Annotated in this window: 15 protein-coding genes; 5 read left to right on the top strand and 10 right to left on the bottom strand. The window is 73.1% G+C overall.

From position 1 onward, the window contains the following. Positions 1–35: 35 nt before the first annotated feature. The 6 genes from CG736_RS18215 to CG736_RS18190 all read right to left on the bottom strand — a co-directional run bounded on the left by CG736_RS18215 (position 36) and on the right by CG736_RS18190 (position 5,557). Positions 36–593 (bottom strand): 2'-5' RNA ligase family protein, encoded by a 558-nt coding sequence (locus CG736_RS18215; protein WP_100587238.1) that lies wholly within the window; start codon positions 591–593, stop codon positions 36–38. After that, positions 593–1,630, bottom strand: a complete 1,038-nt coding sequence (trpS, locus tag CG736_RS18210) for a tryptophan--tRNA ligase (protein ID WP_100587237.1) — start codon at positions 1,628–1,630, stop codon at positions 593–595. The genes CG736_RS18215 and trpS overlap by 1 nt, the downstream gene beginning before the upstream one ends. A 29-nt stretch (positions 1,631–1,659) precedes the next feature. Next, positions 1,660–2,973, bottom strand: coding sequence for a hemolysin family protein (locus tag CG736_RS18205; protein WP_100587236.1), 1,314 nt, complete (start codon positions 2,971–2,973; stop codon positions 1,660–1,662). 74 nt (positions 2,974–3,047) lie between these two features. Continuing rightward, positions 3,048–4,040, bottom strand: coding sequence for a malate dehydrogenase (locus CG736_RS18200; protein WP_043914437.1), 993 nt, complete (start codon positions 4,038–4,040; stop codon positions 3,048–3,050). 246 nt (positions 4,041–4,286) lie between these two features. After that, positions 4,287–4,685: a DUF3017 domain-containing protein gene (locus CG736_RS18195; RefSeq protein WP_043914439.1), complete on the bottom strand. Its 399-nt coding sequence runs from the start codon at positions 4,683–4,685 to the stop codon at positions 4,287–4,289. A gap of 17 nt (positions 4,686–4,702) precedes the next feature. After that, positions 4,703–5,557, bottom strand: a complete 855-nt coding sequence (locus tag CG736_RS18190; protein WP_100587235.1) for a bifunctional methylenetetrahydrofolate dehydrogenase/methenyltetrahydrofolate cyclohydrolase — start codon at positions 5,555–5,557, stop codon at positions 4,703–4,705. Between the two features lie 264 nt (positions 5,558–5,821). Here CG736_RS18190 and CG736_RS37120 point away from each other — a divergent pair, with 264 nt between their 5' ends. Together CG736_RS37120 and CG736_RS18180 are read left to right on the top strand one after the other, a co-directional pair. Further along, positions 5,822–6,265 (top strand): hypothetical protein, encoded by a 444-nt coding sequence (locus CG736_RS37120; protein ID WP_198520542.1) that lies wholly within the window; start codon positions 5,822–5,824, stop codon positions 6,263–6,265. A 295-nt stretch (positions 6,266–6,560) separates the two neighbouring features. After that, positions 6,561–7,295: an RDD family protein gene (locus CG736_RS18180; protein ID WP_100587234.1), complete on the top strand. Its 735-nt coding sequence runs from the start codon at positions 6,561–6,563 to the stop codon at positions 7,293–7,295. Between the two features lie 75 nt (positions 7,296–7,370). Here CG736_RS18180 and purH read toward each other — a convergent pair whose 3' ends face one another. Beyond that, entirely contained in the window at positions 7,371–8,954 is a 1,584-nt protein-coding gene (purH, locus tag CG736_RS18175) for a bifunctional phosphoribosylaminoimidazolecarboxamide formyltransferase/IMP cyclohydrolase (RefSeq protein ID WP_100587233.1), read from the bottom strand. Continuing rightward, the gene (gene purN / locus CG736_RS18170; protein ID WP_100587232.1) at positions 8,951–9,610 is read right to left on the bottom strand and encodes a phosphoribosylglycinamide formyltransferase; all 660 of its coding nucleotides are present in this window, start codon (positions 9,608–9,610) and stop codon (positions 8,951–8,953) included. The genes purH and purN overlap by 4 nt, the downstream gene beginning before the upstream one ends. Positions 9,611–9,957: 347 nt before the next feature. On the opposite strand from purN, the gene CG736_RS18165 reads away from it, so the two are divergent. Next, the gene (locus CG736_RS18165) at positions 9,958–10,548 is read left to right on the top strand and encodes a hypothetical protein (protein ID WP_100587231.1); all 591 of its coding nucleotides are present in this window, start codon (positions 9,958–9,960) and stop codon (positions 10,546–10,548) included. Between the two features lie 7 nt (positions 10,549–10,555). Here the strand turns inward: CG736_RS18165 and CG736_RS18160 are convergent, their stop codons facing one another. Then, complete coding sequence (locus CG736_RS18160) at positions 10,556–11,218, bottom strand: response regulator transcription factor (RefSeq protein ID WP_100587343.1); 663 nt, start codon at positions 11,216–11,218, stop codon at positions 10,556–10,558. A gap of 2 nt (positions 11,219–11,220) precedes the next feature. Further along, on the bottom strand, positions 11,221–12,375 hold the full coding sequence (locus tag CG736_RS18155) for a sensor histidine kinase (RefSeq protein WP_100587230.1): 1,155 nt from the start codon (positions 12,373–12,375) through the stop codon (positions 11,221–11,223). 137 nt (positions 12,376–12,512) lie between these two features. On the opposite strand from CG736_RS18155, the gene CG736_RS18150 reads away from it, so the two are divergent. After that, the gene (locus tag CG736_RS18150) at positions 12,513–13,424 is read left to right on the top strand and encodes an ABC transporter ATP-binding protein (RefSeq protein WP_100587229.1); all 912 of its coding nucleotides are present in this window, start codon (positions 12,513–12,515) and stop codon (positions 13,422–13,424) included. 52 nt (positions 13,425–13,476) lie between these two features. Beyond that, entirely contained in the window at positions 13,477–14,154 is a 678-nt protein-coding gene (locus tag CG736_RS18145) for an ABC transporter permease subunit (protein WP_100587228.1), read from the top strand. Positions 14,155–14,457 lie beyond the last annotated feature (303 nt).

Genomic DNA, 14,457 nt, shown 5'->3' with positions numbered 1-14,457 from the left:
TCCCAGACAACTCCAGGAATCCCCAGGCGGAACCCTCAGGCTCGGCCGAACGCGTAACCGTGCCAGGGCCGCCAGACGGCGTCCGCCCCGAACGTCGAGAGCACGAACTCGGTGACCTCGAACGCCGCGCGGAAGCCCCGGGCCTGCTCCTGGGCCTCGTCCAGGACGGGGTCGGTCAGGCCGTGCGCGACGGTGACGTGCGGGTGGTACGGGAAGGCGAGTTCGCGGGCCAGCGGACCGGAGCGGACCTCGGCCTCCAGCTCGCGGCACTCCTGGGCGCCCTCCTCGACCCGGACGAAGACCACCGGCGACACCGGGCGGAACGTCCCGCTGCCCTGCAGCAGCATCCGGAACGGGCGCTGCGCGGCCGCCACCGCCCGCAGGTGCTCCTCGATGCCGGGCAGCAGGGCGGCCCGGGTCTCGGTGGGCGGCAGCAGCGTGACGTGGGTGGGTATCGCCCGGGCCTGCGGGTCGCCGTGGCCGGCCCGGGCGTCCTGCACCTGGCTGCCGTACGGTTCCGGGACGTGTATGGACACGCCGATGGTGACGGTCTCGTCGAGACCGTCGCCATCGGGGGCGGCAGCCGTCGGCATCAGCGCTTCGGCGCCAGGAAGCCGACCCGGTCGTACACCTCGGCGAGCGTCTCGGACGCCACCGCGCGGGCCTTCTCGGCGCCCAGCGCCAGCACCCGGTCGAGCTCGGCCGGGTCGTCCAGGTACTCCTGGGTCCGGGTCTGGAACGGGGTCACCCAGTCGGTGAACAGCTCGGCCAGTTCGGTCTTCAGGGCGCCGTACATCTTGCCGTCGAAGTGCGCGACCAGCTGCTCGATGCTCATCCCGCTGAGCGCGGAGTGGATCCGCAGCAGGTTGGAGACGCCGGGCTTGTTCGCCTCGTCGTAGGTGACCACGGTGTCGGTGTCGGTGACGGCGCTCTTGAACTTCTTGGCGCTGGTCTTCGGCGGGTCGAGCAGGCTGATCAGGCCCTTGTCGCTGGCCGCGGACTTGCTCATCTTCGCCGTCGGGTCCTGCAGGTCCTGGATCTTGGCGGTGGCCTTCAGGATGTACGGCTCGGGGACGGTGAAGGTCTTGCCGTAGCGGGTGTTGAAGCGCTCCGCGAGGTCGCGGGTGAGCTCCAGGTGCTGGCGCTGGTCCTCACCGACCGGGACGGTCTGGGTCTGGTAGAGCAGGACGTCGGCGACCATCAGCACGGGGTAGGTGAACAGGCCGACGGTGGTGCGGTCGGCGCCCTGCTTGAGGGACTTGTCCTTGAACTGCGTCATCCGGGAGGCCTCGCCGAAGCCGGTGAAGCAGTTCATCACCCAGGCCAGCTGCGCGTGCTCGGGCACGTGCGACTGCACGAACAGGGTGCAGCGCTCCGGGTCCAGGCCGGCGCCGAGCAGCTGCGCGACGGAGACCCGGGTGTTCTGCCGCAGCGTCGCCGGGTCCTGCTCGACGGTGATCGCGTGCAGGTCGACGACCATGTAGAAGGCGTCGTTGGCCTCCTGCATGTCGACCCACTGGCGCACCGCGCCGAGGTAGTTGCCCAGGTGGAAGGAGCCTGAGGTGGGCTGGATGCCGGAGAGCACCCGAGGACGGTCCTTCACCGGACCGGTGACCGCTGCGTTGACCATGCGCCCATTCTTCCAGTTCCCCCGACCGCTCAGGAAACGTCCTGCGCACCCGGGTTCGGCAGTGTGACGGCACTCACCCGCAGCCGCTCGATCCGCCGCCCGTCGAGCCGGGCCACGGTGATCCGGGCGCCGGAGTCGGTGAGCACCTGGTCGCCCTTCTGCGGCAGCCGGCCGAGCTCGCGCACCACGAAGCCGGCGACCGTCTCGTACGGGCCCTCGGGCAGCGTGAAGCCGGTCTCCTCGGCGAAGTCGGCGAGGTTCAGCAGGCCGTCGAGCTCGACGCCGCCGCCCGCCAGCCGGCGGGTCGCGGTGGTGTCCTGGGCGTCGTACTCGTCGCGGATCTCGCCGACCACCTCCTCGACCAGGTCCTCCAGCGTGACGATGCCCGCGGTGCCGCCGTACTCGTCGACCACGATGGCCAGGTGGTGGCCCTCGCGGCGCATCTCGCTCATCGCCTCCAGCACCCGCTTGGTGGCGGGCAGCAGCTTCACCGGGCGGGCCAGGTCACGGACCCGGGCGGCCTCCTCGCCGCGCACCCCGTACAGGTCGCGGACGTGCACGAAACCGGTGACGGCGTCGTAGGAGCCCTCCACCACCGGGTAGCGGGAGTGCGGCGAGGAGTCGGTCTCGGCCCGGACCTCGCGCACCAGCCGGTCGGCGTCCAGGAACGTCACCTCGGTGCGCGGCACCATCACCTCGCGCAGCTGGCGCTCCCCCGCCGCGAACACCTCGTTGATCAACTCGCGTTCGTCCGAGCCGAGTTCGGTGTTCGCCGCGACCAGCCCGCGGAGCTCCTCCGGGCTCATCACCCCGCGCCCGGCGGACGGGTCGCCGCCCAGCAGGCGCACCATCAGGTTGGTCGAGTGGCCGAGCAGCCAGATCACCGGGCGCAGCGCCACCGACATCACGTCGACCACCGGCGCGGCCAGCAGCGCGATCGACTCGGCCCGCTGCAGGCCGATCCGCTTGGGCGTCAACTCGCCCAGCACCAGCGACGCGTAGGAGATCACCAGGGTCAGCCCGACCAGCGCCACCGCGTCCGCGACGCCGTCCGACAGCCCCGCCTCCACGAACACGGGCGCCAGCTTGCCGGCCAGCGTGTCCGCGCCGAACGCCGCCGACAGGAAGCCCATGCACGTCACCCCGACCTGCACGGCGGCCAGGAACCGGTTCGGGTCGGCCGCCAGGTGCGCCGCCCGGGCGGCCCGCCGCGAACCGACCGACTCCAGGGTGCGGATCTGCCCCTCGCGCAACGAGATCAGCGCGATCTCGGCGACGTTGAACAACCCGCCCAGCATGATGAACACCAGGACGAGCGCGGCGTCCTGCAGGGTTTCGCTCACGGCCCGAGTGTAGGAGAACGGCCGGGCGCCCCGTGGGCACCCGGCCGTTCACTTCACTCGCGGCGGAGCGGCGCTCAGATGAGGCCGAGCTCCTTGACCGCGTCGCGCTCCTCGGCGAGCTCGCCGACCGAGGCGTCGATCCGCTTGCGGTCGAACTCGGAGAGGTCCAGGCCCTGGACGATCTCGAACTTGCCGTCCTTGGTGGTGACCGGGAACGAGGAGATCAGGCCCTCCGGCACGCCGTACGAGCCGTCGGAGACGATGCCCATCGAGGTCCAGTCGCCGGCCGGGGTGCCGTTGACCCAGGTGTGGACGTGGTCGATGGCGGCGTTGGCGGCCGAGGCGGCCGAGGACGCGCCGCGGACCTCGATGATCTCGGCGCCGCGCTTGGCGACCTTCGGGATGAAGAAGTTCTCGACCCACGCCTGGTCGGCGCCGACGGCGTCGAAGGCGGCCTTGCCGGCGATCTCCGCGTGGAACAGGTCCGGGTACTGGGAGGCGGAGTGGTTGCCCCAGATGGTGACCTTCTTGACGTCCTCGACCGTCACGCCGGCCTTCTTCGCCAGCTGGGCGACGGCGCGGTTGTGGTCCAGGCGGGTCATCGCGGTGAAGCGCTCGGCCGGCACGTCCGGGGCGTTGCGCTGGGCGATCAGGGCGTTGGTGTTGGCCGGGTTGCCGACCACCAGGACCTTGATGTCGTCCGCGGCGTTGTCGTTGATCGCCTTGCCCTGCGGACCGAAGATGCCGCCGTTGGCGGACAGCAGGTCGCCGCGCTCCATGCCCGCGGTACGCGGACGGGCGCCGACCAGCAGCGCCACGTTGGCGCCGTCGAACGCCACGTTCGCCTGGTCCGTGATGGTGATGTCGCGCAGCAGCGGGAACGCGCAGTCGTCCAGCTCCATCGCGACACCCTCGGCGGCCTTCACGCCCTGCGGGATCTCCAGCAGGCGCAGGTTCACCGGCACGTCGGCACCCAGCAGGTGACCGGAGGCGATGCGGAAGAGCAGCGCGTAGCCGATCTGGCCGGCCGCTCCGGTAACGGTGACGTTGACGGGGGTGCGAGTCATATCTACCTTCTCCAGCAAATCGCCAGGCGCCCCAGGCACATCGGCGCACTGGAGCCGAGGATGATCTCTCGATGTCGAGAGACCCGGCTCAGGTTATCGCAGGGTCACAACCGGGTGCGAAACCAGGGAGCGCGCAACGAGGGGGCGCGGGTGACTGCCCGGAGCGGGAGGGGAGCGTCAGCAGGATCGCGACGCGGGACAGTGACCTGCCCGTGGTCGCGACCTTGCTGACAGCCACTCGTCCGATCAGTGCACGGGGTGCCCGATCAGCCGGCCGATGTTGTCGAGCATCGGCACGTTCAGCCACGGGTGGGGCTGCGCCACCAGGGTGAGCAGCACGATCACCCCGCCGAGGACGAACATCAGGGTGACGTCGGTGAACCGGCTGCGGACGGCGAGCATGCCGACGTCGGGCAGGCCGAGTCGCAGCAGTGCGCCGAGCAGGGGTGCGACGCCGACGGCGAGCAGGCCGAGCCGGAAGTTGCCGGCCCAGGTGGTGAGCAGGCCGAGGGCGGCGACGGCGAGCACCAGGGTGATCGGCCACTGCCGGAGCGGGAGGGTGTGGCCGCGGCCGAGTGCCGCCCGGGAACCCTCCGGGGGGAGGGTTCCTTCCGTGGTGAGGGGTCGGCGGCGGGCGCGCTTCATGACGCCGGGCACCGGTCTCAGACGCCGGCGCGGCGCTCGGCCGCCTCGACGATGTTGTTGAGGAGCATCGCGCGGGTCATCGGGCCGACACCGCCGGGGTTGGGGGAGATCCAGGCGGCGACCTCGGCGACGCCGGGGTGCACGTCGCCGACGATCTTGCCCTCGCTGCGGGAGACGCCGACGTCCAGCACGGCCGCGCCGGGCTTGACGTCCTCGGGCTTGACCAGGTGCGGGACGCCCGCGGCGGCGACCACGATGTCGGCCTTGCGCAGGTGGAAGGCGAGGTCGCGGGTGCCGGTGTGGCACAGCGTCACGGTGGCGTTCTCGCTGCGGCGGGTGAGCAGCAGGCCGATGGAGCGGCCGACGGTGATGCCGCGGCCGACGACCACGACCTCGGCGCCGTCGATGGCGACGTCGTGGCGGCGGAGCAGTTCGACGATGCCGAGCGGGGTGCAGGGCAGCGGGCCGTCGATGCCGAGGACGAGGCGGCCGAGCGAGGTCGGGTGCAGGCCGTCGGCGTCCTTGTCGGGGTCCATGAGTTCGAGCACGCGGTTCTGGTCCAGGCCCTTGGGGAGCGGCAGCTGGACGATGTAGCCGGTGCAGGCCGGGTCGGCGTTGAGCTCGCGGACGACGTTCTCGACGTCCTCCTGGGTGGCGGTGGCGGGGAGCTCGCGCTGGATGGAGGCGATGCCGATCTCCGCGCAGTCGCGGTGCTTGCCGTTGACGTACCACCGGCTGCCCGGGTCGTCGCCGACCAGGACGGTGCCGAGGCCGGGGACGATGCCCCGCTCCTTGAGGGCCGCCACGCGGACGGCGAGTTCGGACTTGATCGCGGCCGCGGTGGCCTTGCCATCGAGAATCTGGGCAGTCATGTCTCCATTCTTCCGGATCCGGGGTCCGCGACGTGCCGCCGGGCGGGGTCCGCGTCCCGGCCGGGCGGGTCCTGTACGGAGCGTCCCGGGCGGCCACGGAGCGTGCCGGGGGATTGCGGTTGTGCCACGGTCGCGCGCGTGGCCTGCATGTGGCTGGACATCGCGCCGCGCCAAGGCCCACGATGACGGGGCAAGTGCCGCCGCCCAGGTACTGGTGACGGACCGTCGGGCGACGGGGGACGAACAAGTCGGGGGAATCGACAAGTGAGCAATCCGTACCAGCCGGATCCGTACGGCGGTTACGGCCAGGCAGGCGGCCCGCCCGGCCCGCCGCCGCAGCAGCCGCCGCCCTACGGCTATCCCCAGGCGCCGCAGCCGCCTCAGCCGATGCAGCCCGGTTACGGCTACGGCTATCCGCAGCAGGCGCACCCTTCGCACCCGTACCCGCCGAACGTTCCGATGTCGGTGAACAACAACGCCGCCACGGCGTCCGTGGTGATCGGTTTCGTCGCGATCCTGCTGTCCTGCATCTTCTTCCTGGGGATATCGGGCCTGGTGGGCCTGGGCTTCGGCGTCTCGGGGCTGAAGCGGGCGACGCAGCTCGGGGGCACCGGGCGGACCGCCGCGATCGGCGGCATCGTGCTGAACTCGCTGGCCCTGCTGATCTCACTCGGCGTGATGGTCCTCGCGGTCACCAGCCCCTCATGAACCCCGTGGCCCCCGGGCCGACCGCTCCGGTGACGACGCGTCCACTGCCGCTGCCCGGCGAGGTGTTGACGCCCGGTCGGCGGCGGTCGGCCGGTGCGGCGCTGCCCGCGCCCGGGCCCGGCGTTCGGCCCGTTTCGGCACTCTGACGCTCCGGACGGAGGGCCCGGTCGATGGTCGTCGGTCCTCCTGCCGTCGGACCCGTCCGCTACTCTCCGACGCAGTCGGCGTGTCCCCTGCCCGTCCGTCCCCAGGTTTTTTCCGTTCCGTCCACGCTCCTTCCTGCCCGGAGGCATCGATGAGCTACCCGCCCGACCCCAACAACCCCTACGGCCAGCCGCAGCAGCCGCCGCAGCAGCCCGGTTACGGCTACCCGCAGGCGCCGCCGGTGCAGCAGCCCGGCTACGGCTACCCGCAGGGCCAGGTGCCGCCGCAGCCCGGTTACGGCTACGGCTACCCGCAGGCGCCCGGCACGATCCAGGCCAACAACGGCTACATCAACATCGCCAACCTCGGCATGGTGCGGATCGCCACCATGGGCCAGCGTTTCCTGGCCCGCCTGCTGGACGGTCTGATCAGCGGCGTGGTCGTCGGCATCGCGATGGCGCTGGGCCTGGCCGGTGCGCTGGGTCTGTCGGGCGACATCAAGGACTGCACCGGGTACAGCTACGGCACCGCGGCGTACCAGAGCTGCACGAACGAGCAGGTCCAGCAGTCGGCCGGCGTCTTCGCCGCCTTCTTCGGCATGGCGGCCGCGGTCGGCATCTTCAACCTGCTCTACGAGTGGCTGATGGTCGGCCTGGTGGGCGCGACCCTCGGCAAGATGGCCCTGGGCCTGCGGGTGGTCAAGGAGAACACCGGCCAGAACCCGGGCGTCGGCGCCGGCTTCGTCCGCTTCATCATCCCGCAGGTCGGCTACCTGGTCTGCGGCATCGGTCTGCTGCTGGTCTGGCTGTCGCCGTTCTTCGACAACTCCGGCAAGCTGCAGGGCTGGCACGACCGTGCCGCCGGCACCGTGGTGATCAAGAAGTAACGCCCGCCCGGCACGCCCGAGGGCCCCGCACTCCGTCTTCGGAGTGCGGGGCCCTCGGCGTCGGGGACCGGCCGGTCAGTGGAAGAAGTGCCGGGTCCCGGAGAAGTACATGGTCACGCCGGCCTTCTCGGCGGCGGCGATCACCTCTTCGTCGCGGATCGAACCGCCGGGCTGGACCACGGCCTTGACGCCCGCGGCGAGCAGGATCTCCAGGCCGTCGGCGAACGGGAAGAACGCGTCGGAGGCGGCGTAGGAGCCGACCGCCCGCTCGCCGGCCCGGGTGACGGCCAGCTTGCAGGAGTCGACGCGGTTGACCTGGCCCATGCCGACGCCGACCGAGGCGCCGTCCTTGGCGAGCAGGATCGCGTTGGACTTGACGGCCCGGCAGGCCCGCCAGGCGAAGGCGAGTTCGGCGAGCTCGTCGGCGGACAGCGCCGCGCCGGTGGCCAGCGTCCAGGTCGACGGGTCGTCGCCCTCGGCGTCGACGCGGTCGACCTGCTGGAGCAGCACGCCGCCGGAGATCCGGCGGGACTCCAGCTTGTCGGCGGGGGCCTCGGGGGCGAGCAGCACCCGCAGGTTCTTCTTCTTGGCCAGCACCTCGAGCGCGCCGTCCTCGTAGCCGGGGGCTACGACGACCTCGGTGAAGATCGGGGCGATCTGCTCGGCCAGCTCGACGGTGACCGGGCGGTTGACGGCGATCACGCCGCCGTACGCGGAGACCGGGTCGCAGGCGTGCGCCTTGCGGTGCGCCTCGGCGACGTCCGCGCCGGTGGCGATGCCGCACGGGTTGGCGTGCTTGATGATCGCGACGGCGGGGCCGGCGTGGTCGTAGGCGGCGCGGCGGGCGGCGTCGGTGTCCACGTAGTTGTTGTAGGACATCTCCTTGCCCTGCAGCTGCTGCGCGCCCGCCAGGCCGCCGGTGCCGTCGAGGTAGAGCGCGGCCTGCTGGTGCGGGTTCTCGCCGTAGCGCAGGACGTTGCCGAGCTCCCACGTGTCGCCGAGGAAGGTCGGGAACGCGGCGTCCGACTCGGTGTAGCCGGACTGCTCGAACCAGGAGGCGACGGCGACGTCGTACGCGGCGGTGTGCGCGAACGCGGCGGCGGCCAGGCGCTTGCGGGTCAGCAGGTCGAAGCCGCCGGACTGCGCGGCCGTCAGCACGTCCGCGTAGCGGGCCGGGTCGACCACGACGGCCACCGAGGGGTGGTTCTTGGCGGCGGCGCGGACCATCGACGGGCCGCCGATGTCGATCTGCTCGACGCACTCGTCGGGGGTGGCGCCGGAGGCGACGGTGGCGGTGAACGGGTACAGGTTCACCACGACCAGGTCGAACGGCTCGACGCCGAGCTCGGCCAGCTGCGCGCGGTGCGACTCCAGGCGCAGGTCGGCGAGGACGCCGGCGTGCACCCGCGGGTGCAGGGTCTTGACCCGGCCGTCCAGGCACTCGGGGAAGCCGGTCAGCTCGGAGACCTCGGTGACCGGGACGCCGGCGGCGGCGATCCGGCCGGCGGTGGAGCCGGTGGAGACGATGGCGACCCCGGCGGCGTGCAGGCCCTGGGCCAGCTCCTCCAGACCGGTCTTGTCGTACACGCTGATCAGCGCGCGCCGGATCGGGCGTACGTTCTCGGAGACGGGCGGAGTGGCGGAGGGAGCGGCGCTCATGCCGGGATCCATACCTTTCGGTCTTCGATGCGGTGTCCTTCGCGGGCCAGCCGGCCCACGACCTCGACGAGCAGCTTGCGCTCGACAGTCTTGATGCGCTCGTGCAGCGCCTCGCCGCCGTCGGCGTGGTCGGTGTCCTCGACCTCCACCACGCCCTGGGCGATGATCGGCCCGGTGTCCACGCCGGCGTCCACCAGGTGCACGGTGCAGCCGGTGACCTTCACGCCGTACGCGAGCGCGTCGGGGACGCCGTGCGCCCCGGGGAAGGCGGGCAACAGCGCGGGGTGGGTGTTGACGGTGCGCCCGGCGAAGGCGCCGACGAACGCGGGGCCGAGGATCTTCATGAACCCGGCGGAGATCACCAGGTCGGGTTCGTACGACGCGACGGCGGCGGTCAGCGCGGCGTCCCAGGCGGCCCGGTCGGCGTGGTCCTTGACGCGCTCGACGAAGACCGGGATACCGGCCTTCTCGGCCCGGTCGATGCCGGCGATGCCGTCCCGGTCGGCGCCCACGGCGACGATCCGCGCCCCGAAGGCGGGGTCGGCGGCGGCGTCGATCAGTGCCTGGAGGTTGGTGCCGGAGCCGGAGACCAGCACCACCAGCCGGGCCGGTCCGGGGGTACGGGGCGGGAAGACTTGGGCGTCAGCGGCAGCCACGGCGCGGTTCTCCGTAGGTCGTGTCGCCCGCTGGTACGTCCACCGTCGGTGGGGCCATTACGGGCGGCGGCAGGTCGGGAGCCGTCGACGGGCGCGGGCGCCCGCGGCGCTGCGGGATCCGGGGAACCGTCGGGAGCTGCCGACCGTCACCACGATAACGGCTGGCGGGAGGCCATCTGTAACCGCCCGGCAACGCTACGCGCGTAGTTGAGACGGGGATCTCCCGGCCGCCCGGCCCCGGTTCTGGCGGGGTGCCGTACAGCCGCCGAGCGGTTGGGGGATCATTGACCGACCGCCCACTCCCCCATCGCCGGGCGGACAACCGACGAGCAGAAACGGCCGACACCATGAGCAGCGGCGAGGACAGCGGCGAGCGCAACCCCTTCGCGCCCCCTCCGCCCGGCGCCCCGGACCAGCCCTGGAGTCCGCGCGTCCCGCAGCCCCCGGCGTCCGGCGGCCGGCCGGACGGGCCGCCGGACGGCGAGCGCCCGCAGCCGCCGCAGTGGGGCCCGCGCCCCGAGCCCGGCCCGCAGGGGCCCCGCCTCGACCTGTCCGACCCGGCGCACCGGGCCGCCCGCAACGCCCTGCTGTCGGGTTTCGCCGCGCTGCTGACGGCGCTGTTCAGCCTGTTCTGGATCAGCTTCCCGCTCGCCCTGCTCGCCGTCTGGTACGCCGTCACCGTGCTGCGCGCGCCCGCCGAGCCGGTCACCGACCCGTTCGCGCCGCGCCCGGTCCGCCCGCAGGTCCCGGCCGCGCTCAGCGCGCTGCTCACCGGCGGCCTGGCGCTGGTGATGTCGCTGGGGGCGTTCACCCTGCAGTTCGCCTACCACGACTACCTGGACTGCGTGAATTCCGCGATCACCAAGGAGGGCGTGCACAGCTGCGGCAACGACGTCCCCACCTGGGTGACCACGCTCTACGAGGGCCCCGCGGAGTGACCTGCCGTCAGGCCCCGTCCGCGACCGGGGCGACGAACCCCGACTCGTAGGCGGCGATCACCGCCTGGGTGCGGTCGCGCGCGCCGAGCTTGCCGAGCAGGCTGCTGACGTGCGTCTTGACGGTCTGCACGCCCAGGTGCAGCTGGGCGCCGATCTCCGCGTTGGACAGCCCGCGCGCCATCAGCCGCAGCACCTGCCCCTCGCGCTCCGTCAGCCCGGCCCGGGCCACCGCCCCGCCGTCCGCCGCGTGCGGGGCCCGGGCCGCGGCGAGGCGGCGGATCGACGCCGGGAACAGCAGCGACTCGCCGGCCGCGACCAGCCGCACCGCCTGGACGATCTCCGCCGGGCGGGAGCGCTTGAGCAGGAAGCCGTCCGCGCCGGCCCGCAGCGCCTCGTACACGTAGTCGTCGGCCTCGAAGGTGGTCACCACCAGGATCTTCGGCGGCCCGTCCGCGCCGCGCAGGATCGCCCGGGTCGCGGCCAGCCCGTCCACGCCGGGCATCCGGACGTCCATCAGCACCACGTCGGGGCGCAGCGTGCGGACCAGGCCGAGGGCCTCGGCGCCGTCCTCGGCCTCGCCGACCACCTCGATGCCGTCCTGGGCGTCCAGCACGGCGCGCAGGCCGGCCCGGATCAGCTCCTCGTCGTCGACCAGCAGCACCTTGATCACCGTCACCGGCCCAACCGTAGCGGCAGCCGCACCCGCAGCACCCAGTCCGGGCCGTCCGGGCCGGCCTCGCACTCGCCGCCGAGCAGCACCGCGCGCTCCCGGACGCCGCGCAGGCCCTTGCCGCCGCCCTTGCGCGAACTCCCCTTCCCAGTAAGCGCGTTGCGGCAGGACAGAGTCAGCTCGCCGGCCGCGACCACGGCCCGAATACGGATCGGCGTGCCGGGGGCGTGCCGCAGCGCGTTGGTGACGCCCTCCTGGACGATCCGGTACGCCTCGCGGGACAGCACGCCCGGCAACTCGCCCGCCCGGACGTCCAGTTCGGCGTCGACGGGGCTGCCGGTGGCGCGCGCGGCGGCGAACAGCTCCTCGACCCGGTCCAGGCCCGGCTGCTCGGCGGCGGCACCCTCCGGGGCCTCGCGCAGCAGCACCAGCATCCGCTCCAGGTCGTCCAGCGCGCGGCGGCCGGTGGTCTCGATCGCCTCCAGCGCCCGCTCCCGGAACGCCGGATCGGCGACCTCCCGGGCCGCGCCCGACTGGAGCACCGTCACGGTCAGCGCGTGGCCGATCGAGTCGTGCAGTTCGCGGGCCAGCCGGTTGCGCTCCAGCAGCCGCTCCGCACGCAGCTCCGCCGCGGCCAGCCGCTCCGCCGCCGACGGCCCCAACAGCCGCGTCGCCAAAACGAGTTGGAGCCGACCGGCGAGCACCGCCAGCCAGAGCAGGACGAACAGCGCGAGCGGCGCCAGCAGCACCTGCGGCCCGAACGGCGGCCGGACCGCGGCGGCGGCCGCGCCGACCGCCACGACCGTCAGCATGCCCACCGCGACGCCGAGCGCCACCCGGGCGACCAGCCACAGCGCCGTCCGCCCGCGATCCGCCCAACTCGCCGACGGCGCCACGCCGATCGACTCCTCACGCGCCGGCACCAGCAGCAGCCGCGCCTGCACGCCCTCCGCCCGCCGCACCGCCGGCACCAGCGCGACCAGGCACAGCAGCGGCACGTCGATCGCGCCGCTCACCAGCACCGCCCGCCCGGTCGAGACGCCCTCCGTCCCCGGGTAGACCAGCACCACGATCCCGGCGAACACCAGGCCGACCGACAGGTGCAGCAGTCGGGCCCAGGTGGCGGGCAGCAGCAGCGGAGCGAACAGGGCGGACACCCCGCCATCCTCCCCCGCCCCCGCCCGCTGCGGCCTCCCTCCCGGGAGGGAGGCGAACCACTCCCCGGCGGGATCTGCCGCCCCCCGCCCGCCGATTGACTGGGTGTCACGAAGAACCCGAGGGAGGAGCACCCACCGTGATCGAGATCCGCGACCTGACCAAGGCGTACGGGGAGCGCCGCGCCGTGGACGGCCTCAGTTTCCGGGTGGCGGCGGGCCGGGTCACCGGCTTCCTCGGGCCGAACGGCGCGGGCAAGTCCACCACCCTGCGGACGGTGCTCGGCCTGGACCGACCCACCGCCGGCGAAGCCCTGATCGACGGCCTGCCCTACCGGCGGCTCACCGAACCGCTGCGCCGGGTCGGCGCCCTGCTCGACGCCCAGGCCGTGCACGGCGGCCGCACCGCCACCGGCCACCTGCGCTGGATCGCCGCCTCGCACCACCTGCCCGCCCGCCGGATCGACGAGGTGCTCACCCTGGTCGGCCTCACCGACGCCGCCCACCGCCGGATCCGCACCTTCTCGCTCGGCATGCGCCAACGCCTGGGCATCGCCGCCGCACTGCTCGGCGACCCGGCCGCACTGCTGCTGGACGAACCGGTCAACGGCCTGGACGCCGAAGGCATCCGGTGGATCCGGACCCTGCTGCGCCGACTCGCCGACGAGGGCCGCGCGGTCCTGGTCTCCTCGCACCTGATGGCGGAGATGGCGCAGACCGCCGACCACCTGGTGGTGATCGGCCGGGGCCGACTGCTCGCCGACACCTCCACCGCCGCGTTCCTCACCGAGCACGGCCGCCGCCGCCGGACCCGGGTCCGGGCCGTCGACCCCGCCGCGCTGGCCGCCCTGCTCGCCGAGACCCACCCCGCGGCGGTGCCGCTCGGCGACGGCGGCTACGACGTGCCGGACGCCGACCCGGGCGAGCTCGGCGCACTGGCCGCGTCCCGCCGGGTCGCGCTGGTCGAACTGTCCGTCACCCACGACTCACTGGAGGAAGCCTTCATGCGGATGACCGCGGACACCGTCGAGTACCGGGCGGTGACGGCATGAGCACCTACCCCCTGCGCGCCGAATGGACGAAGTTCACCACCCTGCGCTCGCTGTGGACGACCCCCTGGTGGCCGTCGCGCTGAGCGCCGGCATCACCGCCGCCGTCCAGTTCGCCTACGGCCGCACCGACACCTCCCTCACCGAGGACCCCATGGAGGGCCTCTACTTCGGCCTCAACTTCGGCCAGGTCGCGGTGGTCTGCCTGGGCATCCTGCTGATCGGCCAGGAGTACGCCTCCGGCACCCTCGCCGGCTCACTGGCCGCCGTCCCCGACCGGACCCGCTTCTACCACGGCAAGCTCATGCTCGGCGCGGCCCTCGGCCTCGCCGTCGGGCTCCTCACCGTGGCCGGCCAACTCGCCGCCACCGCCGCCACCGTGGGCCTCGACCTGACCGCCCCCGGCACCTGGCGGGCACTCGCCGCCGGAGTGCTCTACCACCCGCTCCTCCTGGTCCTGTGCCTCGCACTGACCACCGTGCTGCGCAACCAGACCGCCGCACTCGGCCTGCTCTCCCCCCTGATCTTCCTCGGCACCACTGCCCTGACCGCGATCCCCGGCGTCCGCGAGATCGCCCAATTCCTCCCCGACCGCGCCGGCCTCTACGCGACCCGCCTCCACGACGCCCCCGACGTCCACTACGGCCACGGCACCGGACTGCTGCTGATGACCCTGTGGACGGCGATCGCCGCGGCGGCGGGCCACTACGCCCTGCGCCGCCACGACGCCTGACCCCTGCGCCCACCCACCCACCTACCCGTGACCCCACCGCCATCCCGCTGCGCGAAGCTCGGCAGGACGCGAGTGGGCGGAGGCGCGACTGCCCGCTGCGCGGAGCTCGGCGAAACGGGAATGGGTGGTCGAGGGGCTGTTCGCTGCACGGGGCACGGCAGGATGGGGATAGGTGGTCGAGGGACTGTCCGCTGCACGGGGCACGGCAGGACGCGAGTAGGCGGTCCAGGGACTGTCCGCTGCGCGGGGCACGGCGGGACGGGAGTAGGCGGTCCAGGGGCTGTTCGCTGCACGGGGCACGGC

Origin of the sequence: Kitasatospora sp. CB02891 (assembly GCF_002803145.1) — a bacterium.
Taxonomy (GTDB): Bacteria; Actinomycetota; Actinomycetes; order Streptomycetales; family Streptomycetaceae; genus Kitasatospora; species Kitasatospora griseola.
Note: the sequence above shows the minus strand (reverse complement) of the source record. Positions and strands in the feature narration are given on the sequence as shown.

Coding starts and splice junctions, on each gene's coding strand:
- CG736_RS18195 (WP_043914439.1), bottom strand. CDS start 4,685: ATGAAGCGCGCCCGCCGCCGACCCCTCACCACGGAAGGAACCCTCCCC.
- CG736_RS18190 (WP_100587235.1), bottom strand. CDS start 5,557: ATGACTGCCCAGATTCTCGATGGCAAGGCCACCGCGGCCGCGATCAAG.
- CG736_RS18215 (WP_100587238.1), bottom strand. CDS start 593: ATGCCGACGGCTGCCGCCCCCGATGGCGACGGTCTCGACGAGACCGTC.
- trpS (WP_100587237.1), bottom strand. CDS start 1,630: ATGGTCAACGCAGCGGTCACCGGTCCGGTGAAGGACCGTCCTCGGGTG.
- CG736_RS18165 (WP_100587231.1), top strand. CDS start 9,958: ATGAGCAGCGGCGAGGACAGCGGCGAGCGCAACCCCTTCGCGCCCCCT.
- CG736_RS18180 (WP_100587234.1), top strand. CDS start 6,561: ATGAGCTACCCGCCCGACCCCAACAACCCCTACGGCCAGCCGCAGCAG.
- purH (WP_100587233.1), bottom strand. CDS start 8,954: ATGAGCGCCGCTCCCTCCGCCACTCCGCCCGTCTCCGAGAACGTACGC.
- CG736_RS18200 (WP_043914437.1), bottom strand. CDS start 4,040: ATGACTCGCACCCCCGTCAACGTCACCGTTACCGGAGCGGCCGGCCAG.